At 65.9% G+C, this 22,939-nt stretch carries 37 protein-coding genes; all 37 read right to left on the reverse strand.

All coding sequences use genetic code 11. The features are described from left to right. Positions 1-47: 47 nt before the first annotated feature. Complete coding sequence (locus Q8K84_RS07760) at positions 48-533, reverse strand: hypothetical protein (RefSeq protein ID WP_305282037.1); 486 nt, start codon at positions 531-533, stop codon at positions 48-50. 4 nt (positions 534-537) lie between these two features. Continuing rightward, positions 538-1,347 (reverse strand): RluA family pseudouridine synthase, encoded by an 810-nt coding sequence (locus Q8K84_RS07765; protein ID WP_305282038.1) that lies wholly within the window; start codon positions 1,345-1,347, stop codon positions 538-540. Beyond that, on the reverse strand, positions 1,344-2,651 hold the full coding sequence (locus Q8K84_RS07770) for a replication-associated recombination protein A (protein ID WP_305282039.1): 1,308 nt from the start codon (positions 2,649-2,651) through the stop codon (positions 1,344-1,346). Before Q8K84_RS07770 ends, Q8K84_RS07765 begins: the two co-directional genes overlap by 4 nt. Positions 2,652-2,700: 49 nt before the next feature. Further along, entirely contained in the window at positions 2,701-4,116 is a 1,416-nt protein-coding gene (locus tag Q8K84_RS07775; RefSeq protein ID WP_305282040.1) for a Do family serine endopeptidase, read from the reverse strand. Positions 4,117-4,182: 66 nt separating this feature from the next. Then, complete coding sequence (locus Q8K84_RS07780) at positions 4,183-5,451, reverse strand: TCR/Tet family MFS transporter (RefSeq protein WP_305282041.1); 1,269 nt, start codon at positions 5,449-5,451, stop codon at positions 4,183-4,185. Positions 5,452-5,517: 66 nt separating this feature from the next. Next, entirely contained in the window at positions 5,518-5,991 is a 474-nt protein-coding gene (locus tag Q8K84_RS07785; RefSeq protein WP_305282042.1) for an SRPBCC domain-containing protein, read from the reverse strand. After that, positions 5,988-6,314: a helix-turn-helix transcriptional regulator gene (locus tag Q8K84_RS07790; RefSeq protein WP_305282043.1), complete on the reverse strand. Its 327-nt coding sequence runs from the start codon at positions 6,312-6,314 to the stop codon at positions 5,988-5,990. The genes Q8K84_RS07785 and Q8K84_RS07790 overlap by 4 nt, the downstream gene beginning before the upstream one ends. After that, positions 6,311-7,264, reverse strand: a complete 954-nt coding sequence (locus tag Q8K84_RS07795; protein ID WP_305282044.1) for a VOC family protein — start codon at positions 7,262-7,264, stop codon at positions 6,311-6,313. The genes Q8K84_RS07790 and Q8K84_RS07795 overlap by 4 nt, the downstream gene beginning before the upstream one ends. Positions 7,265-7,416: 152 nt before the next feature. Next, the gene (gene rplQ / locus Q8K84_RS07800; protein WP_305282045.1) at positions 7,417-7,830 is read right to left on the reverse strand and encodes a 50S ribosomal protein L17; all 414 of its coding nucleotides are present in this window, start codon (positions 7,828-7,830) and stop codon (positions 7,417-7,419) included. Between the two features lie 48 nt (positions 7,831-7,878). Next, a complete protein-coding gene (locus Q8K84_RS07805) occupies positions 7,879-8,895 on the reverse strand; it encodes a DNA-directed RNA polymerase subunit alpha (protein ID WP_305282046.1) in 1,017 nt (338 codons plus the stop codon). A 74-nt stretch (positions 8,896-8,969) separates the two neighbouring features. Continuing rightward, entirely contained in the window at positions 8,970-9,359 is a 390-nt protein-coding gene (gene rpsK, locus Q8K84_RS07810; protein ID WP_183777088.1) for a 30S ribosomal protein S11, read from the reverse strand. Between the two features lie 16 nt (positions 9,360-9,375). Beyond that, positions 9,376-9,744 (reverse strand): 30S ribosomal protein S13, encoded by a 369-nt coding sequence (gene rpsM, locus Q8K84_RS07815; RefSeq protein WP_305282047.1) that lies wholly within the window; start codon positions 9,742-9,744, stop codon positions 9,376-9,378. Between the two features lie 219 nt (positions 9,745-9,963). After that, positions 9,964-10,536 carry an adenylate kinase gene (locus tag Q8K84_RS07820; protein ID WP_305282048.1) on the reverse strand — a complete coding sequence of 191 codons (573 nt, stop codon included), beginning with the start codon at positions 10,534-10,536 and terminating at the stop codon, positions 9,964-9,966. Between the two features lie 60 nt (positions 10,537-10,596). Beyond that, positions 10,597-11,949 (reverse strand): preprotein translocase subunit SecY, encoded by a 1,353-nt coding sequence (gene secY / locus Q8K84_RS07825; RefSeq protein WP_305282049.1) that lies wholly within the window; start codon positions 11,947-11,949, stop codon positions 10,597-10,599. Between the two features lie 147 nt (positions 11,950-12,096). After that, entirely contained in the window at positions 12,097-12,585 is a 489-nt protein-coding gene (rplO, locus tag Q8K84_RS07830; protein ID WP_305282050.1) for a 50S ribosomal protein L15, read from the reverse strand. A 97-nt stretch (positions 12,586-12,682) separates the two neighbouring features. Continuing rightward, positions 12,683-12,862 carry a 50S ribosomal protein L30 gene (rpmD, locus tag Q8K84_RS07835; RefSeq protein ID WP_370867854.1) on the reverse strand — a complete coding sequence of 60 codons (180 nt, stop codon included), beginning with the start codon at positions 12,860-12,862 and terminating at the stop codon, positions 12,683-12,685. A gap of 5 nt (positions 12,863-12,867) precedes the next feature. Beyond that, complete coding sequence (rpsE, locus tag Q8K84_RS07840) at positions 12,868-13,479, reverse strand: 30S ribosomal protein S5 (RefSeq protein ID WP_293319343.1); 612 nt, start codon at positions 13,477-13,479, stop codon at positions 12,868-12,870. Between the two features lie 10 nt (positions 13,480-13,489). Continuing rightward, positions 13,490-13,846, reverse strand: a complete 357-nt coding sequence (gene rplR / locus Q8K84_RS07845; protein WP_305282051.1) for a 50S ribosomal protein L18 — start codon at positions 13,844-13,846, stop codon at positions 13,490-13,492. A gap of 3 nt (positions 13,847-13,849) precedes the next feature. Next, on the reverse strand, positions 13,850-14,383 hold the full coding sequence (rplF, locus tag Q8K84_RS07850; protein WP_305282052.1) for a 50S ribosomal protein L6: 534 nt from the start codon (positions 14,381-14,383) through the stop codon (positions 13,850-13,852). 1 nt (position 14,384) lies between these two features. Further along, entirely contained in the window at positions 14,385-14,780 is a 396-nt protein-coding gene (gene rpsH, locus Q8K84_RS07855; protein WP_305282053.1) for a 30S ribosomal protein S8, read from the reverse strand. 9 nt (positions 14,781-14,789) lie between these two features. Next, complete coding sequence (rpsN, locus tag Q8K84_RS07860; protein ID WP_305282054.1) at positions 14,790-15,095, reverse strand: 30S ribosomal protein S14; 306 nt, start codon at positions 15,093-15,095, stop codon at positions 14,790-14,792. A gap of 21 nt (positions 15,096-15,116) precedes the next feature. Continuing rightward, positions 15,117-15,674 (reverse strand): 50S ribosomal protein L5, encoded by a 558-nt coding sequence (rplE, locus tag Q8K84_RS07865; protein WP_305282055.1) that lies wholly within the window; start codon positions 15,672-15,674, stop codon positions 15,117-15,119. Next, complete coding sequence (rplX, locus tag Q8K84_RS07870; protein WP_296567842.1) at positions 15,667-15,981, reverse strand: 50S ribosomal protein L24; 315 nt, start codon at positions 15,979-15,981, stop codon at positions 15,667-15,669. The genes rplE and rplX overlap by 8 nt, the downstream gene beginning before the upstream one ends. Beyond that, positions 15,981-16,349, reverse strand: a complete 369-nt coding sequence (gene rplN / locus Q8K84_RS07875) for a 50S ribosomal protein L14 (RefSeq protein WP_056018090.1) — start codon at positions 16,347-16,349, stop codon at positions 15,981-15,983. The genes rplX and rplN overlap by 1 nt, the downstream gene beginning before the upstream one ends. A 16-nt stretch (positions 16,350-16,365) precedes the next feature. Then, complete coding sequence (rpsQ, locus tag Q8K84_RS07880) at positions 16,366-16,617, reverse strand: 30S ribosomal protein S17 (protein WP_305282056.1); 252 nt, start codon at positions 16,615-16,617, stop codon at positions 16,366-16,368. Between the two features lie 11 nt (positions 16,618-16,628). After that, positions 16,629-16,823: a 50S ribosomal protein L29 gene (gene rpmC, locus Q8K84_RS07885; protein ID WP_305282057.1), complete on the reverse strand. Its 195-nt coding sequence runs from the start codon at positions 16,821-16,823 to the stop codon at positions 16,629-16,631. Then, entirely contained in the window at positions 16,823-17,251 is a 429-nt protein-coding gene (gene rplP, locus Q8K84_RS07890; protein ID WP_293319370.1) for a 50S ribosomal protein L16, read from the reverse strand. Before rplP ends, rpmC begins: the two co-directional genes overlap by 1 nt. A 12-nt stretch (positions 17,252-17,263) precedes the next feature. Then, positions 17,264-18,016: a 30S ribosomal protein S3 gene (gene rpsC / locus Q8K84_RS07895; RefSeq protein ID WP_293319372.1), complete on the reverse strand. Its 753-nt coding sequence runs from the start codon at positions 18,014-18,016 to the stop codon at positions 17,264-17,266. Continuing rightward, a complete protein-coding gene (gene rplV / locus Q8K84_RS07900; RefSeq protein WP_304715935.1) occupies positions 18,016-18,396 on the reverse strand; it encodes a 50S ribosomal protein L22 in 381 nt (126 codons plus the stop codon). The genes rpsC and rplV overlap by 1 nt, the downstream gene beginning before the upstream one ends. A 2-nt stretch (positions 18,397-18,398) precedes the next feature. After that, a complete protein-coding gene (rpsS, locus tag Q8K84_RS07905) occupies positions 18,399-18,677 on the reverse strand; it encodes a 30S ribosomal protein S19 (protein ID WP_305282058.1) in 279 nt (92 codons plus the stop codon). 3 nt (positions 18,678-18,680) lie between these two features. Next, the gene (rplB, locus tag Q8K84_RS07910) at positions 18,681-19,517 is read right to left on the reverse strand and encodes a 50S ribosomal protein L2 (RefSeq protein ID WP_304755440.1); all 837 of its coding nucleotides are present in this window, start codon (positions 19,515-19,517) and stop codon (positions 18,681-18,683) included. Positions 19,518-19,521: 4 nt separating this feature from the next. Beyond that, positions 19,522-19,821, reverse strand: a complete 300-nt coding sequence (locus tag Q8K84_RS07915) for a 50S ribosomal protein L23 (RefSeq protein WP_305282059.1) — start codon at positions 19,819-19,821, stop codon at positions 19,522-19,524. After that, on the reverse strand, positions 19,821-20,459 hold the full coding sequence (rplD, locus tag Q8K84_RS07920; RefSeq protein ID WP_305282060.1) for a 50S ribosomal protein L4: 639 nt from the start codon (positions 20,457-20,459) through the stop codon (positions 19,821-19,823). The genes Q8K84_RS07915 and rplD overlap by 1 nt, the downstream gene beginning before the upstream one ends. Further along, entirely contained in the window at positions 20,459-21,205 is a 747-nt protein-coding gene (rplC, locus tag Q8K84_RS07925) for a 50S ribosomal protein L3 (protein WP_305282061.1), read from the reverse strand. The genes rplD and rplC overlap by 1 nt, the downstream gene beginning before the upstream one ends. 12 nt (positions 21,206-21,217) lie before the next feature. Then, on the reverse strand, positions 21,218-21,526 hold the full coding sequence (rpsJ, locus tag Q8K84_RS07930) for a 30S ribosomal protein S10 (protein ID WP_199616223.1): 309 nt from the start codon (positions 21,524-21,526) through the stop codon (positions 21,218-21,220). 289 nt (positions 21,527-21,815) lie between these two features. Further along, a complete protein-coding gene (locus Q8K84_RS07935; protein ID WP_305282062.1) occupies positions 21,816-22,676 on the reverse strand; it encodes a GIN domain-containing protein in 861 nt (286 codons plus the stop codon). Positions 22,677-22,868: 192 nt separating this feature from the next. Further along, positions 22,869-22,939, reverse strand: a 71-nt coding sequence (locus Q8K84_RS07940) for a hypothetical protein (protein ID WP_305282071.1), incomplete at its 5' end; no start/stop codon positions are given.

A 22,939-nucleotide genomic window follows, 5' to 3' on the forward strand; every position in this document is an offset into this window, starting at 1 on the left:
ATGCCGGGGGAGACTTCCCGCCGCCAAGCGGCGATTGCGCCCAGCGCTCAGAGAGGGGGCCGCAGCGACGCCATGACGCCCCGTGCGTCATAGGCGTTGGGGTCGGCGGGCCGCTGGCCCTGCCCCATCACCACCTCCAGGCTTTGGATCACCGAGGAGCCGCCGCCTAAGGACATGCTGGTGCCCACCCCCATGCCGATGGCGGTGCGCCCGCCATGCGAACCGCCACCAGCGCCCACTGACAGTCTCGGCCCGGCGCCGGGCCGGCCCGAGGTGGCGCGATCTGTGATGCGGAACCAGTCATAGCCCTCGGCGACAGTAAGCTCCGCAGCCCGCAGAAGGGCGTAGTCGGCGACCTGTTGTGGCGGGGCGCCAGGACCACCCTGGTAGGTCACGCGGAAACGTCCCGGTTCGATCCGGTAATCCGAGAAGCCCGCCCCGCGGGGGCCGTAGGCAGGGCCATAGGCGGTGTCGGCCATGGCGCAGGCGCCGAGCAGCGCGCAAAGGGACAGCGAGGCGATAAGGTGCTTCATATCCCTACAACGTCTGCGGCCTATCGCTGTTCCTTGGCGCCTCGACGGCGGGCAGCGCCAGTCCCAGACCGGCGCAAAAGGTCTGCATATCGACCGGTGGCGGGGCTGTGATCCGCAGGCGTTCGCCCCCAGCCAGCGGCACGTCCAGGGCCGCGGCGTGCAGCATCAGCCGCGCGGCGGTCTGGTCTCCCAGTCTGAGCGCGCCGCCATACCGCGCGTCGCCGGCGATCGGTCGGCCGATCGAAGCCAGATGCACCCGAAGCTGGTGCATGCGGCCAGTCTTTGGGGAAAGTTCCAGCAGGGCCGCGCCGGCGGCGGCGCTGAGGGTGCGGTAGCGGCTCTGAGCGCTCTCGGCCCCCTCGGCGTCGGGCGCGCAGATCCGCATATAGGCCTCGCGGCCGACCTCCTCGCGCCGCATCGCCTTGTCGATCAGCCCCTCGCGGGGCTCCGGCGCGCCAGGGCTGACCACGGCCAGATAGGTCTTGCCGAAACGTCGCGCCATCATCGCCTTGCCCAGCGCCGAGGCGGCGGGCTTGGTCTTGGCCGTCAGGATGACGCCGGACGTGTCCCGGTCCAGCCGGTGGATCAATCGCGGCCGGGCCTTGCCTGGCTTGGCGAAGGCGAACAGCAGTTCATCCAGAGTATGGACCTGGCCCCGCCCCCCCTGGCTTGACAGGCCCGACGGCTTGTTGAGCGCCAGCAGATCATCGTCCTCGTAGATGACCATCGAGGTCACCCAGGCGATCTCCTCGGCAGATAGTAGAATTGGGGCCGGCGCCGGCCGTGTGGCGCGGGCCACGGGAGGTCGGGTCATCCCTGAGACTTCCGGGCGCGGAGCTCAGCCCAGCGATCCAGGCGCGCCTTGATCGGTTCCTCGGCCCCCTCGCCCTTGGGGCGGTAGAAGACCGGGCGTTCCATGTCGTCGGGGAAGTAGTTCTGGCCGGAGAACCCTTCCTCGGTGTCGTGATCGTAGGCGTAGCCCTTGCCATAGCCCAGGTCGCGCATCAGCCGGGTCGGCGCGTTGCGGATGTGGGCTGGCGGCATCAGGGAGCCGGTGGCCTTGGCGGCCTTCTGTGCGGCCTTGAAGGCCATATAGACGGCGTTGGACTTGGGCGCGGTGGCCAGATGAACCACCAGTTGGGCGAGCGCGATCTCGCCCTCGGGACTGCCGAGGAAGTCGTAGGTGTCCTTGGCGGCGTTGGCGAGAACGAGCGCCATGGGATCGGCCGCGCCGATGTCCTCAGCCGCGGTCCGGATCAGGCGCCGGGCGAGGTAGAGCGGGTCCTCGCCGCCGGCCAACATGCGGGCCAGCCAGTAGAGAGCCGCGTCCGGGTCTGACCCGCGGATCGACTTATGCAGGGCCGAGATGAGGTTGTAGTGCTCCTCCCGGTCCTTGTCGTAGGCCGGGCTGCGCTTCTGCAGGATCGCCCCCAACTCCTTGGTGGAGAGCGCCTTGGCCGTGCCGATGTTGAACAGGGTCTCCGCCAGCGTCAGCAGGTAGCGGCCGTCCCCGTCGGCCAGCGCCACCAGGGCCTGGCGGGCCTCGGGCTCCAGCGGCAGGCCGCGGCCCTCGAAGGCCTCCGCCTTGGCCAGGAGCGCGGTCAGCGCCTCGTCGTCCAGGCGCTTGAGCACGAAGACCTGGCAGCGCGACAGCAGCGCCCCGTTCAGCTCGAAGGACGGGTTCTCAGTGGTGGCGCCAACCAGGGTGACGATGCCCTCCTCCACGAAGGGCAGGAAGCCGTCCTGCTGGGCGCGGTTGAAGCGGTGGATTTCATCGACGAACAGCAGGGTCGACTGGCCAGCCAGCCTTCGGGCGCGGGCCTGCTCGAAGGCCTTTTTCAAATCGGCCACGCCGGTGAAGACCGCCGACAGCTGCTGAAATTCATAGCCCGCCGCCTTGGCCAGCAATCGGGCGATGGTGGTCTTGCCGGTGCCCGGCGGCCCCCACAGGATCATGGAGGCGAGGCGGTGCGCCTGGGCCATGCGGCCAATGGGGCCGTCCGCCCCCAGAAGGTGGTCCTGCCCGACCACCTCAGCCAGGGCCTGCGGTCGAAGCCGGTCCGCCAAGGGCGAGGGCGCGTGCGGGGTCAGCCCGGCGGCTTCGAAGAGATCGGCCATGGGCGACTCATAGCAAATGCGCGCCGCCCCCGCGCGGCTCTCAACGCCCTCAGAGCCGGAAGTTGGCCGTCACCGGCTGGCCATTGCGCAGGATTGTCACCTGCCAGGCGGCCGTGTCCGCCCCGGCCGCCGCCACCAGATCCCGAACATTGCGAATCTCGCGGCCATTGACCGAACGGATCATGTCGCCCGGGCGCAGTCCGGCGTTCATGGAGAAGCCGCGGCCGACCCGGATCACCATCACGCCAGGCCCCTGGAAGGCGTCGACCCCCAGTTCGTCGGCCACCGCCGGCGACAGGTTGACCACGGTGGCCCCGTCAAAGGGGTTGCGACCGCTCAGCGCCTGCTCGTCCCGGGCCGGCGTGGCCGGCGGAGCTTCGGCCCGCAGGCTGATATCGGCGTTGGCGCCGTTCTCGCGACGGACCCCCAGGCGTAGGGTCTCCCCTAGCCGCCGAGTGCCGACCGCGTAGTTCAGCCCGCCCACATCGCTGACGCTCTGGCCATCGACAGACAGGATCACGTCCCCCTGGCGAAGACCCGCCCGGGCCGCCGCGGCGCCGGGCCAGATGTCGGCCACCAGCACCCCTTGCGGCGCGCTCATGCCGATGGAGCGGGCGATCTCGGCCGTGACGGTCTGGGTGCGCGCGCCGAGCCAGGGGCGCTCCACCCGCTGACCGCCGCCCACGGCGGTCTCCACCACCCGGCGGACCATGGCCGCGGGCATGGCGAAGCCGACGCCGCTGGAGGTGCCCGAACGGGAGACGATGAAGCTGTTGATGCCGATCAGGTCGCCGTCCATATCGACCAGGGCGCCGCCGGAATTGCCCGGATTGATGGCCGCATCGGTCTGGATGTAGCTGGCCGCGGCGTCGCCGCTGGGATCGGCGGTGCGGTTGAGCGCCGAGATGATGCCGTTGGTCACGGTCTGGCCGACCCCGAACGGGTTGCCGATGGCCAGCACCAGGTCACCCACTTCGGCGTCGGTGGAGTCATCGATGGCCAGGACCGGCAGGCGTTCTTCGCCCAGGTCGATCTTCAGAACGGCCAGGTCCGTGCGCTCATCAGCCAATAGCAGCTTGGCGGGGAACTCCCTGCGGTCGGCCAGGGCGACGATGATCTCCTGCCCGCCGGCCACCACGTGGTTATTGGTGATGATCACCCCGTCGGCGCGGACGATGACCCCGGAGCCCAGGGATCCCTCCACTCGCCCCCGGGGGGCGCCCAGACCAAACATATCCCAGAAGGGATCAGCCTGCCGCCGGACGATCCGCCGGGCCGAGATGTTGACCACGGCCGGCGCCGCCTTCTTCACCACAGGGGCGAAGGAGGTCTTCATGTCGGCTGCGGTTTCCGGCGCCGAGCGCGTCGGTTGGGCGAGCGCAGGCTGGGCCTCGCTGCGGCTGGCGGGATCAGTGCAGGCGGCCAGTAGAACCAGGGCCGGAAGAAGCAGACGTGCGGCGCGCATGGAGTCTCCGTGGGACAGTCGGATCTCGCCGTTTGGCGAAGCTTTCGGGCGCAATGATGACGCGCCCTATAGCACAGGGCTCACCCCGTCCGTCGTGGGGGCCGCGGGGGGCGACCTCGCCACCCGGGTCCCGAGGATCAAGGCGATCACCAGGAGGGCGGAGGCCAGGTAAATAGCCAGGCCTGGCGCCTGGACAAGGTCGGCATGGCGGATCGACCAGGCGAAGGTGAGCCCGAACAGGGCTGGACCGATCATAGAGGCTATCCCCTGCAGGCTCTGATTGGCGCCCTGGAGCTGACCTTGCTGGTCGGGCGCCACGCGCTGCGTCATCAGGCCCTGCAGGCCGGGCATCAGGAAGTTCATCAGGGCGAAGACCGGAACACCGGCCAGGTAGAGCAGACCCGTGGGCGCAAATCCGTACCAGGCGAAGCCCACGGCCCCGGCCGCCGCCCCCAGCATCAGGGCGCCCCGCTCGCCGATCCGGGCCACCACTGGGCCCACCAGAAAGGCCTGGACGATCACGCCGGCCACGCCGGTGGCCATCATGGCCAGCCCCATGACCGACGGGGTCCAGCCGTAGCGATAGCCGGTGTAGAGCACGAAGATGGCCGGCAACACTGTGTGGGCGAGCTGGAACAGCAGGCCGACGGTCGCCAGCCCCAGCAGATCCGGGTGGGAGCGCAGCAGGCGAAGCGACCCCAGGGGATTAGCCCTGGCCAGGTCAAACCGGCTGGTCCGTCGTTCCGGCGGCAAGGATTCCGGCAGGACGAACAGGCCATAGAGGCCGTTCAGCAGGGACAGGCCGGCCGCCACATAGAAGGGCAGCCGGAGATCAATGTCGCCGAGCGCCCCGCCGACGGCCGGTCCGATCAGGAATCCGAACGAGAAGGCCGACCCCATCCAGCCGAAGGCCTTGGCTCGCCCCTCTGGCGGGGTGACATCAGCCACATAGGCGCCGGCGGTGGCGAAGCTGGCCGCCGTCATCCCATTGAGGATTCGGCCGACCAGAAGCCACATGAGGTTGGGCGCCACCGCGATGATCAGAAAGTCCAGGGCTAGGCCGAAGATGGAGACCAGCAGCACCGGGCGGCGTCCGATCCGGTCAGACAACAGACCCAGCAAGGGCCCGCACACAAACTGCATGGCCCCCCAGGTCACGGCGAAGACCACGTTCCACTCCGCCGCCTGCGCCGTATCGCCGCCGGTGAAAGCCTTGATCAGGTTGGGCAGGACCGGAATGATCAGCCCGAACGAAATGCTGTTCATCAGCGCCGTGGCGAAGATGAATCCGAAGGCCGCCCGACCGCCGCCCCTGGGCCCGCTCACAGCACTCATCGCCCCGCACCCTGCAACACCACCACACATCCCCATGGACGCTTAGAAACAAAAGCGGAACGACCCCTACGCCCCCGCGACACGGGCGTCCAGGCTCGCCAGTTGCCGCGTCCACCAGTCGGCCAGCCGCATCTGCAGAGCCTGGTCAGGGAAGCCATGCCGGGCCGCGCTGTCGACGGGCACGCGGGTGAAGCCTCGATGCTCGATGCTGACCCGGGTCTCATCGCCGATGGGATCAAACCGGACCTCGACCTCGGTGTGAAGGTCCAGGGGAAAGTTCGCCTGGCGCCAGGAAAACACCAGCCGTTCCGGCGGCGCCCAGTGAAGGATACGCCCGATCTCGAAGACCTTGCCGCTGGCCAGGGTCTCGGTGAGGCGGCCCCCTGCTCCCGCTTCAAAGGCCAGTCGGCCCGGGGCCCGCGGCGTGGTCTGGAAGAGGGAATTCGGCCGCCACCAGGCGCCGATCTCTTCGACGAAGGCGCTGAAGGCGCGGGCCGGCGAGGCCTTTACGCGCAGGGCGACATAGACCTTTGACGTCACGGCTGGCCTTCCACATGCGCCTTGAAGGCCAGGAGCTGCTGGCTCCACATCCGTTCGCTCTCCTCCAGCCAGGCCATCAGCTCGACCATGGGTTCGGGCCGCAGGGCATAGACCCGGACGCGGGCGTCAAAGGCCGGATGGGTGTCCTCCACCAGGCCGCTCTGACGCAGAGCCTTAAGGTGGCGGCTCATGGCCGGCGGCGACAGGCCGGTTTCCCGCGCCAGTTCGCCGGCCGGGCGTGGCCTTTCCCGCAGCAACTCCACCACCTGACGGCGGGCCGGATCAGCCAGGGCCGACAGGGTGCGGTCCAGGGCCGTGGTCATGGGGTCTCAGACGGCCGCAGACGGGTCTGGGTCCCTAGCTTCTCGTCCCATTCAGCGACCGACATAGGCGCCACCGTCTGGCCGAACGACCAGATATGACCTTCCAGATCGAGCGCCAGATAGGTGCGGTCACCATAGGCCTGGGTCTCCAGGGGCCGAATGATCTCCGCCCCGACGGCGACGGCCCTGGCATGGTGGGCGTCGATGTCCTGGGCGAGTTGCAGATGCACCGACTGGGTGTTGCGACCGCCGATGTCGCCGGGGGTGGCGTGCCGCTCCGACCAGGCCTTGGAGACGCCGATCGTGTGCTCGCGGAAGGCCATCTCCGCATGAACGAGCCCCCCGTCATCGTCGGTGACATAGATCCGTGGCTCAAGGCCGAACGCGCGCTCCAGCCAGTCATAGGCGGCCACAGGATCGGCATAGGAGACATAGGGCGTGACCGCCGAGCGGGGCGCCTCCTGGGCTGGCGCGGGATCTGGGATCATCACCACCTTCAGGCCCGTGGCGGCCTCCATCTCTGCGGTGGAAACATTGCGGCCCTCCCGACTGAAGGTCCAGACGTGGCCGTCGAGGTCCAGGGCGCGGTAGGTTCGCGCGCCGTAGAATTGGTCCTCCGGCGCCTGGGTGATCTCCGCGCCGGCCGCCCGGGCCTGGGCGCAGTGGGCGTCGATATCCACAGCCTCGGGCAGATCAATCCGGCAGAGCTGGGTGGCCTGCCCCTCGAGGAGCGCCGGGCTCTGTAGGCGTGTGGGTCCCAGCGGGCCGCCGCTCCAGGGGCCCGAAACCCCGATGCGGGCGCCATGGAAGCCCATCTCTGCGTGGGCGATGGCCCCCTGCTCATCGGTCAGCAGAGTCGTGATCTCAAAACCGAACGCCGCCTCCAGCCATTCCAGGGCCTGCTGAGGATCGCGGTAGATGGGTGTCGCCGTCAGTTGCGCGGTGTCCATGACCATTCCTTCCATCTTTCTATAATAGTTCTCCTGTTTCGCAACTATATGGTCAAGGCCCTATTCCCCGCCGCTGGCGCCGAGGCACGAAAAAGCCCCGGACATCGCTGCCCGGGGCTTTCTCAAAATTCTCAGGAGATGCGCGCGGGACCTTAGTCCTCGCCGTAGACCTCGGCCTTGGGGCCGCTGTCCTTGCCCTTTTCAGACGGATCGCGGTCCACGAACTCGATCACGGCCAAGGGCGCATTGTCGCCGTAGCGATAGCCGGCCTTGAGCACGCGGATATAGCCGCCGCTCCGGGCGCCATAACGGGGCCCGATGGTGGCGAACAGCTTGCCCACCTGCTCGACGTCGCGGACGCGGCTGATGGCGATCCGGCGGGCGTGAAGATCGCCGCGCTTGGCCAGGGTCACCAGCTTTTCAACGAAGGGACGCAGTTCCTTCGCCTTGGGCAGGGTGGTCACGATCTGCTCGTGCTTGATCAGGCTGGCGGCCATGTTAGCGAACATGGCCGTCCGGTGGGCGCTGGTCCGGCCCAGCTTGCGGTGCGCATAACCATGGCGCATGGCGGTATCTCCTTGGAGGTCGGGGCGTCTCTCGACGCGCCGAGGCGATTACATCTGGTCTTCGAACTTCTTGGCGAGGTCTTCGATGTTTTCCGGCGGCCAGTTGGGCACATCCATGCCCAGGTGCAGCGCCATGCCGGCGAGGACTTCCTTGATCTCGTTCAGCGACTTGCGGCCGAAGTTCGGGGTGCGGAGCATCTCGGCTTCGGTCTTCTGGATCAGGTCGCCGATATAGACGATATTGTCGTTCTTCAGGCAGTTGGCCGAACGGACCGACAGTTCGAGTTCGTCGACCTTCTTGAGCAGGGCCGGGTTGAACGGCAGTTCCGGCTTGGCCTCGCCTTCGACCTTCTTCTTCGGCTCTTCGAAGGTGATGAAGATCTGCAGCTGGTCCTGGAGAATGCGGGCGGCATAGGCCACCGCATCAACGGGGCTGACCGCGCCGTTGGTCTCCACTTCCATGATGAGCTTGTCGTAGTCGAGGCTCTGGCCCTGACGGGTCGGCTCGACGCGATAGGCGACGCGCTTGACCGGCGAATAGAGGGCGTCCACGGCGATCAGGCCGATGGGGGCGTCCTCAGGGCGGTTCATCTCAGCCGGCACATAGCCCTTGCCGGTCTGCACGGTGAACTCCATGCGCACATTGGCGCCGTCATCCAGGGTGCAGAGCACGTGGTCGGGGTTGAGGATCTCGATGTCCGAGGGAGTCTCGATCTGCCCGGCAGTCACCACGCCCGGGCCCGTGGCGCGCAGTGTCATGCGCTTGGGGCCTTCGGCGTGCATGCGCACCGCCAGTTGCTTGATGTTCAGCACGATGTCGACGACGTCCTCGCGGACGCCCTCGAGGGAGGAAAACTCATGCACGACGCCGTCGATCTGGACGGCGGACACGGCCGCGCCCTGAAGCGACGAGAGCAGCACGCGCCGCAGGCTGTTGCCCAGCGTCACGCCAAAGCCGCGCTCGAGAGGTTCAGCGACGATGCGGGCCTTGCGGCTGGCGTCGGTACCGGTCTCGATCTGCGGCTTCTCGGGACGGATGAGCTCGTTCCAGTTTCTTTCGATCACGGATGGGTGTCCCTAAACGCAGGATCGCCGGCCGCGAAACGCGGGCCGGCGTTGGGGGATGCGGAGGCCAGTCCTTAGACGCGCCGGCGCTTCGGCGGACGGCAGCCATTGTGCGGAATCGGCGTCACATCACGGATGGTGGTGATGGTCATGCCGACCGACTGCAGCGCCCGCAGGGCCGATTCCCGTCCCGAACCCGGGCCGGAAACGTTCACTTCCAAGGTCTTGACGCCATGCTCAGCGGCCTTGCGGCCCGCATCCTCGGCAGCCATCTGGGCGGCATAAGGAGTCGACTTCCGCGAGCCCTTGAACCCCATCATCCCGGCCGACGACCAGGAGATGGTGTTCCCCTGCGCGTCAGTGATCGTGATCATGGTGTTGTTGAACGAGGCGTTCACGTGCGCCACGCCAGAGGTGATGTTCTTGCGCTCACGCCGTTTGACGCGCGCCGGTTCTTTGGCCATCGGCTAAGCTCTCTTATTATTTCTTCTTGCCGGCGATCGGCTTGGATGGACCCTTGCGGGTGCGCGCATTGGTGTGGGTCCGCTGACCACGAACCGGCAGCCCCTTACGGTGGCGCAGGCCGCGATAGCAGGCCAGGTCCATCAGACGCTTGATGCTGACCGCGGTGTCACGGCGCAGATCGCCCTCGACAAGGTAGTCGCGGTCGATGGTCTCACGGATTTGCAGGACCTCGGCGTCCGTCAGCTGGTTCACGCGCCGCGCGGGCTCGAGACCAACCTTATGGACGATCTCGGCGGCCTTGGCCTGACCGATGCCGTGGATGTACTGCAGCGCGATCACGACGCGCTTGTTAGTCGGAATGTTGACGCCTGCGATGCGGGCCACTGGGGTAATCTCCTGGTCACGCAGAGATGCGCGAACGGCGCCTGGCGACCCGGAGGTTGCCGTGCGTCCTTCGCGCCCTTTCGCGGAAGCGCTCCGTTATATGGATCGTTGCGTTTCCGTCAATGGCGGAACGCCACATTTCTGTGGGTCCCGGTGGGCGAAGGTGAAGTCTCCGGGGATGCCGAAGCCTTCGTTTTGGGTTGCGAAGGTCCCGGCGCCCTAGGACGCCGGAGCCCCCATGGCCCGGTCGATGGCCTGAGCCACCGCCTCGATCGTCTCCATGCCGTCGACCTCAACCAGTTTGTTCTGGTCCTGGTAGTAGGGCAGCAGGGGGGCGGTCTGGTCGTTATAGGCTCCGAGGCGAACCTTGAAGCTGTCGGGATTGTCGTCAGGTCGGCCCGTCTCAGCATACCGGCTGGCGATCCGTTCCATCAGAGCCTGGTCGTCAACCTTGAGTCGGATGACGAGGTCAATCTTTGCGCCACGCTTGGACAGCATGGCGTCGAGGGCCTGGGCCTGGGCGAGCGTCCGCGGAAAGCCGTCAAAGATGGCCCCGCCGGCCTTCTCAGCCTCAGCCAGACGTTCTTCGATCAGGGCGATCACGATGTCGTCCGAGACCAGGTCGCCCCGCTGCATGATGCCCTCGACCCGCTTGCCGAGCTCGGAGCCCGAAGCGATCGCCGCGCGCAGCATGTCGCCGGTGGAGAGCTGGACCATGCCCTTCTCTTGCACCAGCCGCTTGGCCTGGGTGCCCTTCCCCGCCGCCGGCGGTCCGAACAGAATGAGATTCATTTTCGAAATACCCTCCCCCACCGGCCGGAAATGGCGCGGCGTATGGCGACCAGCCCTCCTTTAGGACCGACCGCGGCCGCCCCGCAGTTTCGACTTCTTGATGAGGCCTTCGTACTGGTGGGCGAGCAAATGAGATTGGATCTGCGTCACCGTATCCATGGTGACCGTGACCACGATGAGGATCGATGTGCCCCCAAGATAGAAGGGCGCGTTGTAAAATCCGATCAAAGCCTCAGGCAACAGACAGACGATGGTGATGTAGGCCGCGCCGATCACCGTCAGACGGGTCAGCACATAGTCCAGATATTCCGCCGTTCGTCGTCCGGGCCGGATTCCTGGCAGGAAGCCGCCGTATTTTCGGAGGTTCTCGGCCGTGTCGTCCGGATTGAAAACGATGGAGGTGTAGAAGAAGCAGAAGAAGACGATCAGGGCGCCATAGAGCACCATGAACAGCGGCTGGCCATGCTGCAGGGCCCCGACGGTCCCGGGCAGCCACTGCGCCCAGGGCGGCAGGTCCGCTGTCGCCAGGAAGCCCATCACCGTCGTCGGCAGCAGCAGCAGGCTGGAGGCGAAGATCGGCGGAATGACGCCGGCGGTGTTGATCTTCAGCGGCAGGAAAGAGGTGTCGCCGCCCACCATGCGGTTGCCCTGCTGGCGCTTGGGATATTGCACCAGGAGCCGCCGCTGCGAGCGCTCCATGAAGACAATGGCGATCACCACGGCGATGGCGATACCCATGATCAGCAGCATACCGACCCCGGACAGGGCCCCGGTGCGGGTCATGGAGAACATCTGCCAGATGCCTCGCGGCAGGACCGCGACGATCCCGGCGAAGATGATCAGGGAGATGCCGTTGCCAACCCCACGGCTGGTGATCTGCTCACCCAGCCACATCAGGAACAGCGTGCCGCCGGTCAGGGTGACCACGGTGGAGACAATGAAGAACGGTCCCGGGCTCTGGACCAGGCCCTGGCTCGCGCTCAGGCCCATGGCGATACCAAAGGACTGGAACACCGCCAGCACGACGGTGAGATAGCGGGTGTACTGGTTGAGCGTCTTGCGGCCAGCCTCCCCGCCCTCTTTCCGGAGCTTCTCCCAGGGCGGATAGACCGCGCCGAGCAGCTGCACGATGATCGAGGCCGAGATGTAGGGCATCACGTTCAGGGCGAAGATCGCCATACGTTCCACGGCGCCGCCGGAGAACATGTTGAACATGCCGAGAATGCCGCTGGCCTGGCCTTCAAAGGCCTGGGCGAAGGCGATGGGATCAATGCCCGGGATCGGAATATAGGTGCCCAGGCGATAAACGATCATCGCCAGAAGCGTGAAACCGATCCGCTTGTGCAGCTCCGTCGCCTTCTGAAAGGCGCCGAAGTTGAGATTGGCTGCGAGTTGTTCGGCGGCCGAAGCCATTTAGATCCCCGCGTCTAAGAACCGGTCACACATAGGGGAGGCCCGGGCGCATGTCATCTGGCCAAGGCCAGATGCGCGATGAATGCGTCCCCGCCCCCGCCGGTCGCCCGGCGGAAAGCGGAAAGCGCTTAGGGGCGTCCGTCGGCCTCAGCCTTCCGATTCGGCTTCAGCCTGCGGGCGCAGGGTGGTCACCTTGCCCCCCGCCTTTTCGACCGCGGCGATCGCCGAGGCCGAGGCGGAATAGACAGTGATGTCGATCTTGGACGTGATCTCGCCCTTGCCGAGCAGACGGACCCCGTCCCGCTCGCGGCGCAGAACGCCGGCGGCCACCAGGGCCTTGGCGTCGATGGCCGACTTGATGTCCAGCTTGCCGGCCGTAATGGCCTGCTCGAGGCGCCACAGGTTCACCTCGGCGAAATCCTTCGGGCGATGGACGTTGAAGCCGCGCTTGGGCATGCGCATGTGGAGCGGCATCTGGCCGCCCTCGAACCCGGCGATGGACACGCCGGTCCGGGACTTCTGGCCCTTGACGCCACGGCCGCCGGTCTTGCCCTTGCCCGAACCCGGGCCACGGCCGACGCGCATGCGGCCCTTGACGGAGCCTTCGCGGGGCGCAAGTTCATTAAGCTTGGTCATAGTCGCCTCTCCTGACGAGATCTGTCGCCGGGGCATGGCCCCGACTCGGCTGAAATCCAGCTCCCCATATGGGAGCCAGGGTCTTGGGATGAAAGGTCTAGCCCTCCACCACCTCAACCATGTGCTGCACCTTGCGGATCATGCCACGCACTGAGGGCGTGTCATCCAAGGTGGCGACCCGACCCACCCGGTTCAGGCCCAGGCCCACCAGGGTGGCGCGCTGATCCTTGGCCCGGCGGATGGGGCTGGCGGTCTGACGAACAGTGATGCTGGCCATATCGCTTATCCTTCGGCGTCGGCGGCGACGGCGCTCTCGGCCGAGGCGCCGTCAGAACGGCGGCCGATCACATCGCTGACCTTCTTGCCGCGCTTGGCGGCGACCTGGCGCGGCGACGCCTGGGCCTTGAGGGCCTCAAAGGTGGCGCGCACCATGTTGTAGGGGTTGGAGGAGCCCACCGACTTGCCGACCACGTCCTGGACCCCGAGGGTTTCCAGAACCGCGCGCATCGGACCGCCGGCGATGACGCCGGTGCCGGGAGGCGCCGCGCGGACCATCACCTTGCCCGCGCCCCAACGGCCATTGCCGTCGTGGTGCAGCGTGCGGCTTTCGCGCAGCGGCACGCGGATCATGGACTTCTTGGCCTCTTCGGTCGCCTTGCGGATGGCCTCAGGCACTTCACGCGCCTTGCCATGACCAAAGCCGACCCGGCCCTTTTGATCGCCCACAACCATCAGGGCGGCGAAGGAGAACCTGCGGCCCCCCTTCACGGTCGCCGCGACGCGGTTGATGTGCACCAGCTTTTCGACGATGTCGCTGTCGGCGCGATCGTCAGCGGGGTTCCCGCGATTGCGGTCCCGGCGATCGCCGCCGCCGCGTTCGTTTCCACGAGCCATTCGCTTACCCCTAGAAGTTCAAGCCGGCTTCACGCGCGGCATCGGCCAGCGCCTTGATCCGGCCGTGAAAAATGTAGCCGCCCCGATCGAAGACGACGTCCTTGACGCCTTTTTCGATGGCGCGCTGAGCAACCAGGGCGCCGACGCGAGCCGCGGCGTCCTTGTCGGAGCCCTTGGCCGGCTTATCGCCTTCCAAGGACGAGGCCGCCGCCAGGGTCACGCCGCGTTCATCATCGATGACCTGGGCGTAGATGTTCTTGTCCGAACGGAAGACCGACAGACGCGGACGGCCGTTGGAGAGCGAGCGAAGACGCCGGCGATTCCGCTCGGCGCGGCGCTTGGAGGTGTCACGAGGAGAGAGCGCCATGGCTTACTTCTTCTTGCCTTCCTTACGACGGACCTTTTCGCCCGCGTAACGAACACCCTTGCCCTTGTAAGGCTCAGGCGGACGGATCCGGCGAATGCGGGCCGCAGTTTCACCGACCAGCTGCTTGTCGATGCCGCTGATCTTGACTTCGGTCTGCTTGGGCGTGGCGAAGGCCACCCCCTCCGGGGCTTTGATCTCGACGTCATGGCTGAAGCCCAGCTGCATGGAGAGCGCTTCGCCCTTCATCGCTGCGCGATAGCCGACGCCGACCAGTTCCAGGGTCCGCTCATAGCCCTCGGTGACACCGACGACCATGTTGCTGACCAGGGTGCGGGACAGACCCCACATGGACTGGGCGCGGGTGGTCTCGACCTTCTTGGCCAGAACCAGCTCGCCGCCTTCCTCGCGGATCTCGATCTCGTCGGCGACCGTCCAGGAAAGTTGCCCCTTGGGGCCCTTCACTGTGACCTTCTGACCGGCGATCGTCGCCTGCACCCCGTTCGGGACGGGAACCGTCTTCTTTCCGATACGAGACATATCAGTAGACCCTGCAGAGCACTTCACCACCCACATTAGCGTCGCGGGCGGCGGTGTCGGACATGACGCCCTTGGGCGTCGACAGGATCGAGATCCCGAGGCCGTTCTTGATCGGCTTCAGGTCCTTGATCGACGAATAGACGCGGCGGCCCGGCTTGGACACGCGACGGATCTCAACGATCACCGGCGCGCCGTCGAAGTACTTGAGTTCGATCTCGAACTCCGGGAAGGCGCCTGGCTTCTGCACCAGCTGATAGCCGCGGATGTAGCCCTCCTCGGCCAGCACGTCGAGGACGCGCGCGCGCATCTTCGAAGCCGGCGTAGAGCACTTGCTGCGGCCGCGCATCGCGGCGTTCTTGATACGGGCGATCAGATCGCCAATGGGGTCGTTCACCATGGGCCCCTCCTACCAGCTCGACTTGACGAGGCCGGGGATCAACCCCGCCGAACCGAGATCGCGCAGGGCGATCCGGCTCATCCTCAGCTTACGATAGTAGCCGCGCGGGCGGCCGGTGACGTCGCAACGGTTGCGAATACGCACCTTGGACGAGCTGCGCGGCAGCTCGGCCAGCTTCAGGCGAGCTTCGAAACGCTCTTCCAGAGGCAGGCTCTCGTCGTTGGCGATCGCCTTGAGCGCGGCGCGCTTCTCGGCGTATTGCTTGACGAGGGCCTTGACCTTCTCGTTGCGGTTGACTGCGCTTTTCTTGGCCATGTCTTCTATCCTTCCCCGTTCCTAAGCGTTGAACGGGAACTGGAATTCCCGGAGAAGCTGTCGGGCTTCGTCGTCGGTCTTCGCAGTCGTGCAGACGATGATGTCCATGCCCCAGACCTGATCGATCTGGTCATAGTTGATCTCGGGGAACACCAGGTGCTCCTTCAGGCCCATGGCGTAGTTGCCATAGCCATCGAACGAGGTCGGCTTCAGGCCGCGGAAATCCTTCACCCGCGGCAGGGCGATGGTCACCAGGCGGTCGAGGAACTCGTACATCCGATCCTTGCGCAGGGTCACCTTGGCGCCGATCACCATGTTCTCGCGCAGCTTGAAGCCGGCGATGGACTGGCGGGCGCGGGTGGACGCGGGCTTCTGACCAGCAATCTTGGTCAGGTCGGTGATGGCCGACTGGATCTTCTTGCTATCAGCCACCGCTTCGCCGACGCCCATGTTCAGGACGATCTTGTCCAGCTTGGGGATCTGCATTTCGTTGGTGTAGCCGAACTGTTCCTTCATCGCCGCGCGGATGCGCTGACGATATTCGGTTTTCAGCCGGGGTTCATAAGCCTGATCAGCCATTGATAACCTCGCCGGTCGTCTTGGCGACGCGAACCTTCTTGTCGCCATCCACCTTGAAGCCGACGCGGGTCGGCTTACCGTTGGAGTCGACAATGGCCACGTTCGAGACGTGAAGCGGCGCTTCCTTGTTCTTGATCCCACCCTGGGGATCGCCCTGTGTCGGACGGGTGTGACGCTGAACCATGTTCAGGCCTTCCACCACGACGCGTTCTTCCTTCGGCATCACGCGGACGACGGAGCCCTGACGGCCCTTGTCCTTGCCGGTCAGGACGACGACGCGGTCGCCCTTCTTGATCTTTGCGGCCATTACAGCACCTCAGGCGCGAGCGAGATGATCTTCATGTGGTTCTTGGCGCGCAGTTCACGGGGAACCGGGCCGAAGATCCGCGTGCCGATCGGCTCGCTCTGCTTGTTGACGATCACCGCCGCGTTCTTGTCGAAGCGGATGACCGAACCATCCTTGCGCTTGATGGCCGACGAGGTGCGGACCACGATGGCCTGCAGAACGTCGCCCTTCTTCACGCGACCACGCGGGATGGCTTCCTTAACGGAGACGACAATCTTGTCGCCCACGCCGGCGTAACGCCGACCGGCGCCGCCCAGGACTTTGATGCACATCACACGACGGGCGCCGGAATTATCGGCGACTTCGAGGTTAGTCTGCATCTGGATCATTAGAAGCGATCCTCTCTTATGTCGCTGACTGGGCGGTCTGCTTAGGCAGAACCTCCCAGGTCTTGAGCTTGGACTTCGGTGCGCACTCGATGATCCGAGCACGCTCGCCGAGCTTGTACGTGTTGCCCTCGTCGTGCGCGTGATAGCGCTTCGAACGACGGACGATCTTCTTCAGAACCGGGTGCAGGATGGTGCGCTCGACACGGACCACGATGGTCTTGTCGCCCTTATCGGAAACGACCACGCCTTCCAGAATACGTTTCGGCATCAATGGTCTCCTTAGGCCGAAGCCTGCTTGCCGCGCAGGATGGTCTTCAGCCGGGCGATGTCCTTGCGGATCTCGTTGACTCGGTGGGTCTTCTCCACCTGGCCGGTCGCCGCCTGGAAGCGCAGGTTGAACTGCTCCTTCTTCAGGTTCAGCAGCGAGTCGGCGATCTGGTCGGGGCTCATGCCCCGGACGTCAGCGGCTTTCATCACGCGTGCTCCGCGATAGGATCGATGCGGGTGACGATACGGGTCTTCACCGGCAGCTTGGCGGCGCCGAGGCGCAGGGCCTCACGGGCGATATCGTCGGGAACCCCGTCGATCTCGAACATGATACGGCCGGGGTGAACCCGGGCGGCCCAATATTCCACCGACCCCTTGCCCTTGCCCATACGGACTTCGGCCGGTTTGTCGGTGACGGGAAGGTCCGGGAAGATCCGGATCCACACCCGGCCCTGACGCTTCATCTGGCGAGTGATCGCCCGACGAGCGGCCTCGATCTGGCGCGCGGTGACGCGTTCCGGCTCGAGGGACTTCAGGCCATACGAGCCGAAGTTCAGCGTGAAGCCGCCCTTGGCCGCACCATGGATGCGACCTTTGAACTGCTTCCGAAACTTGGTCTTCTTAGGAGACAGCATGACAAGTAATCCTTACGCGCCAGCCTGGTCGCGGCGGTCGCGGCGCGGGCCACGGTCGCCACGATCACCACGGCCACCACCCTCGCCGGCCGGGCCGGACTCGGTGGCCAGGCGCTTATCCAGAGCCATGGGGTCGTGCTCGAGGACTTCGCCTTTGAAGACCCAGACCTTCACGCCAATAATGCCGTAGGTGGTCTTGGCTTCAGCGAAACCGTAGTCGATGTCCGCACGCAGGGTGTGCAACGGAACGCGACCTTCGCGGTACCATTCCATCCGGGCGATTTCCGCGCCGCCGAGGCGGCCCGAAACGTTGATGCGGACGCCCTTGGCGCCCAGGCGCATGGCCGACTGCATGGAACGCTTCATGGCGCGACGGAAGGCGATCCGGCGCTCGAGCTGCTGGGCGATGTTCTCGGCCACCAGCTGGGCGTCGGTTTCCGGCTTGCGGATCTCGACGATGTTCAGGTGCACATCACCATCAGTCAGGGCCGACAGGTCCTTGCGGAGCTTGTCGATGTCGGCGCCCTTCTTGCCGATGATCACGCCGGGACGCGCCGCATAGATGGTGATGCGGCACTTCTTGTGCGGACGCTCGATGATGATGCGCGAAACGCCGGCCTGCAGCAGGCGCTTCTTCAGTTCCTTGCGGATCTTCAGGTCTTCGTGCAGCAGCCGTCCATAGTCACGACCGTCGGCGAACCAGCGGCTGTCCCAGGTGCGGTTGATGCCGAGGCGAAGCCCGACTGGATTGATTTTCTGACCCATCAGGCGGCCTCACCAAGTTCGCGGACCACGATGGTGATCTCGGAGAAGGGCTTCTCGACCCGCGAGGCGCGTCCACGCGCACGGGCATGGAAGCGCTTCATCACCAGGTTCTTGCCCACGAAGGCCTCGGCGACGACGAGGGTGTCGATGTCGAGGTTGTGGTTGTTCTCGGCGTTGGAGACGGCCGAATACAGAGCCTTGCGCACATCGCGGGCGATGCGCTTATGGCTGAATTCGAGCTCGTTCAGCGCCTGCTGGACCTTGAGGCCACGGATCGACTGGGCCACCAGGTTCAGCTTCTGAGGGCTGATCCGCAGGGTCCGAACCTTGGCCATGGCCTCGACGGACGCCAGGCGGCGCGCTTTCGCTTGCTTGGCCATGACTACTTCCTCTTGGCCTTCTTGTCGGCCGCGTGGCCCGGGAAATACCGGGTCGGAGCGAATTCGCCGAACTTCATGCCGACCATCTCTTCGGAGACCATCACCGGCACATGCTTGTGGCCGTTATGGACGCCGAAGGTCAGGCCGACGAATTGCGGCATGATGGTGGAGCGACGCGACCAGGTCTTGATCGTGTCCTTGCGGCCGGAGCTTTGAGCAGCTTCGGCCTTCTTGAGCAGGTATCCGTCGACAAACGGACCTTTCCAGACGGAGCGGGTCATGACTTAGCGGGCCTTCCGAGCATGGCGCGAGCGGATGATGAACTTATCCGTCGTCTTGTTGGTGCGGGTCTTGCGCCCCTTGGTCGGCTTGCCCCACGGGGTCACCGGGTGGCGACCGCCGGAGGTCCGGCCTTCACCACCACCATGGGGGTGGTCGATCGGGTTCATGGCGACGCCGCGAACGTGAGGACGACGGCCCTTGTGACGCGAGCGGCCAGCCTTGCCCAGGACTTCGTTCATATGGTCCTGGTTGGACACTGCGCCGACCGTAGCCATGCAGGTGTCCTGGACCATCCGAAGCTCGCCGGAGTTCAGGCGGATCTGAGCGTAGCCGGCGTCACGGCCGACCAGCTGGGCGTAGGCCCCGGCCGAACGGGCGACCTGGCCGCCCTTGAGGGGCTTCAGCTCGATGTTGTGGATGATCGTGCCGATGGGCATGCCGCGAAGAGGCATGGCGTTGCCCGGCTTCACGTCAGCCTTTTCGGAGGCGATCACCTCGTCACCGGCCTTCAGGCGCTGCGGGGCCAGGATATAGGCCAGCTCACCATCGGCATACTTCACCAGAGCGATGAAGGCGGTACGGTTGGGGTCATACTCCAGACGCTCCACCACGCCGACCACGTCGAACTTGCGACGCTTGAAGTCGACCTTGCGGTACAGACGCTTGGCGCCGCCGCCGCGGAAACGCACCGCGATACGGCCGCCGCCACCACGTCCGCCGGACTTGGTCAGACCCTCGACGAGGGACTTCTCAGGCCGGCCCTTGTGGAGCTCGGACTTGTCGACCAGCACCAGGCCGCGACGGCCAGGCGATGTCGGATTAAATTGCTTCAAGGCCATCGGATCAGAGCCCCGTAGTAATGTCGATCGACTGGCCTTCGGCCAGCGTCACGATGGCTTTCTTGACGTCGGAACGACGACCGGTGATGCCGCGGAAACGCTTGGTCTTACCCTTGACGTTCAAGGTGTTGACCTTGGTCACGGTGACCTTGAACAGCGTTTCGACAGCGGCGGCGATCTCATCCTTGGACGCATCGGCGGCGACCCGGAAGACGACCTTGTTCTGCTCGGAAAGCAGGGTCGCCTTTTCGGTGATCACCGGCGCCAGGACGGTGTCGTAGTGGCGGGCGGTCGGCTCAGCCATCACGCAGCTTCCTTCTCAGAGAACCGCGCATTGATCGCATCCACCGCGTCCTTGGTCAGGACCAGGGTGTGGCGACGCAGCACGTCGTAGACGTTCAGGCCGGCGTTCGGCAGGACGTCCACATTGGGGATGTTGCGCGCGGCCAGCCGGAAGTTGCCGTCCACCTCGGGACCGGCGATGACCAGAGCATTGGTCAGGCCGAGCTTGGCGAAGTTGGCGCGCAGCGCCGCGGTCTTGGCCTCGGTGATGACCACGGAGTCCAGCACCACGAGGGCGCCGGCCTTGGCCTTGGAGGACAGGGCGTGACGGAGCGCCATGGCGCGGATCTTCTTGGGCAGGTCAAAGGCGTGGCTGCGGACCACGGGACCGTGGGCCTTGGCGCCGCCGACGAACTGAGCCGCCCGGCGCGAGCCGTGACGGGCGCCGCCGGTGCCCTTCTGCTTGTACATCTTCTTGCCGGTGCGCGAGACTTCGTTGCGCACCTGGATCTTGTGGGTGCCGGCGCGGCGCTTGGCGAGCTGCCAGGTCACGCAACGCTGCAGGATGTCGCCGCGGATATCTTCGATGCCGAAGATGGCGTCGGACAGCTCAATCGAGCCGCCCTTGCCGCCGTCGAGGGTGATGACGTCGAGCTTCATTATTCCTGCCCCTCCGCAGCCGGCTCTTGAGCCGGGGCTTCTTCGGCCGCAGGCGCGGACGCCTGGGCGCCGGACGTGCGGACGCCAGCCGGCTTCGGCGCGTCAGCCGGCAGGGCCGACTTCACCGCGTCGCGGATCTTGACATAGGAGCCTTCCGAGCCGGGGACAGCGCCCTTGACCAGGATGAGGTTGCGCTCAGCGTCCACCCGCCAGACCGTGAGGTTCAAGGTGGTGACGGTCTCGACCCCGTAGTGGCCGGCCATCTTCTTGCCCTTGAAGGTCTTGCCCGGATCCTGCCGCTGCCCCGTCGAGCCGTGGGCCCGGTGGGACACCGACACGCCGTGGGTGGCGCGCATGCCGCCGAAGTTCCAGCGCTTCATGGCGCCGGCGAAACCCTTACCGATGGTCACGCCCGTCACATCGACCTTCTGGCCGGGGACATAGTGTTCAGCGCTCAATTCAGCGCCGACATCGACGAGGTTGTCTTCAGACACGCGGAATTCACCGAGCGTGCGCTTCGGCTCCACCTCGCCCTTGGCGAAGTGGCCGCGCAGGGCCTTGGTGGTGTTCTTGGGCTTCTTGAAGCCAGCGCCGAGCTGGAGGGCGACGTAGCCATCCTTCTCCTGGGTGCGCTGCGCCACGACCTGACAGCCTTCGAGGCTCAGGACCGTGACGGGAACATGGACGCCGCTTTCATCGAAGAAGCGCGCCATGCCCAGCTTTTTGGCGATCACGCCGGTACGCATCGGCTGGACCCCTTAGAGCTTGATCTCGACGTCCACGCCAGCGGACAGGTCGAGCTTCATGAGCGCGTCCACGGTCTGCGGGGTGGGGTCGACGATGTCGAGCACGCGTTTATGCGTGCGGATTTCAAACTGCTCGCGCGACTTCTTGTCGATGTGCGGCGAGCGGTTGACGGTGAATTTCTCGATGAGGGTCGGCAGGGGGATGGGACCCCTGACGGTGGCGCCGGTGCGCTTAGCCGTGTTTACGATCTCGCGCGTGGAATGATCCAGCACGCGGTGATCGAAGGCCTTGAGCCGGATGCGGATGTTCTGACGATCCATATCGCTCTTAATTTTCCCTACAGACGGCGGTCCGCCCGCGTGACTTTGACCATTTCAAAGACCAACTCCGGAACCCCCAAAGCAAGAGGCGCCGTACGCGTAGCCCGCAAAAACGAATTCGGCCCGCGCGTCGCCGCGAAGGCTACCCCCAAGACCGCTGTATATGTCGCGGCCTAAGGTCGTTCCGCGGACCGCGTCTGCGACAGAAGCCGCACAGCCGGTCCAACAGGAAGCGCGGTAGTACAGAGGCGACTCGCCTGCGTCAAGGCCTGCGAGCCCTCCCCTCCCCTTAAGATGCCTGCTCGACCCGCACTTCCCCCGATCCGATGACCGATCGGTCGACAGACCCCCGGACCCGGCGGACGCGGACGTCGCCCGATCCCACCACCGAGGCCTTCAAGGCGCCGGCCTCGCCGTCAAAGCGGACGTCCCCTGACCCGGCCACAGTGGCCGTCATGGCGTCGACCTGTCCCTCACCCACCTGTACGTCGCCTGAGCCGGCCACCCGGGCCTCCAGGCGCGGTCCGGACACGTGGGCCACCTTGATGTCTCCAGAGCCCGCCACGTCGGCCTCCAGGGGGCCGTTGACCCGACGCACGGCCATGTCCCCTGAACCCGCCACGCGCAGGGTGGCTGAGCCCGCCGACCCCATGCGCATGTCGCCAGAACCGGCCTGCGAGGCCTCCAGGGCCCCGGTGACGTTGGCCAGGGTCCAGTCGCCGCAGCCGGCGTTGGAGATTTTGAGACTCTGGCTTCGGCCGACGGCGCCGAACACCGCCCCACCGACCTTGATATCCACGTCCATAGGGGTGCGGATCAGAATCTGCGGCATGTCGGCATAGGCCACCTCGCCAACACCCGTCACGGTCGCCGAGGGGCGGCCCGCCCTGGCGCCGCAAGCGCGGATGCCCCGGTTCAGATTGCCGTCGATCAGCACGAGATCGCCTTGAGTGCGGACGCTCAGCGGCAGGCTGGGATTGGTGGTCAGGATATCGACGCGGATATCGCTGCGCGCCTCTGGGGTCACCACAACCCGGGCGACCGCATCGCGAACCTCTACGGACGCGGCCTGAGCGGCGCCTGGGAGGGCGAGACTGGCGACGGCGAGACTGGCGAGGGCCAGGCTGAAAACGGTGATCGAACGGCCCATGGGCTGCTCCCCTTTTGTCTATCTGGGGAAAAGCTAGCCCTGGACGGCGCCCCGCACAGCTTAATTCGCGGTCATGACATCGCCGTCACCCGCGGGGGTCACCGGGCTCTAGCAAGCTCGCAGCCCAAGGAAAAGGCCGCCGGGGTTTCCCCCGACGGCCTTGGCCTTCGTGTCTGGCTGTGAGGCCTTCGACTATTCGGTGATCTTGGCCACGACGCCGGCGCCGACGGTGCGGCCGCCCTCGCGGATGGCGAAGCGCAGGC

The sequence above is a fragment of the Phenylobacterium sp. genome, from assembly GCF_030679875.1.
Taxonomy (GTDB): Bacteria; Pseudomonadota; Alphaproteobacteria; order Caulobacterales; family Caulobacteraceae; genus Phenylobacterium.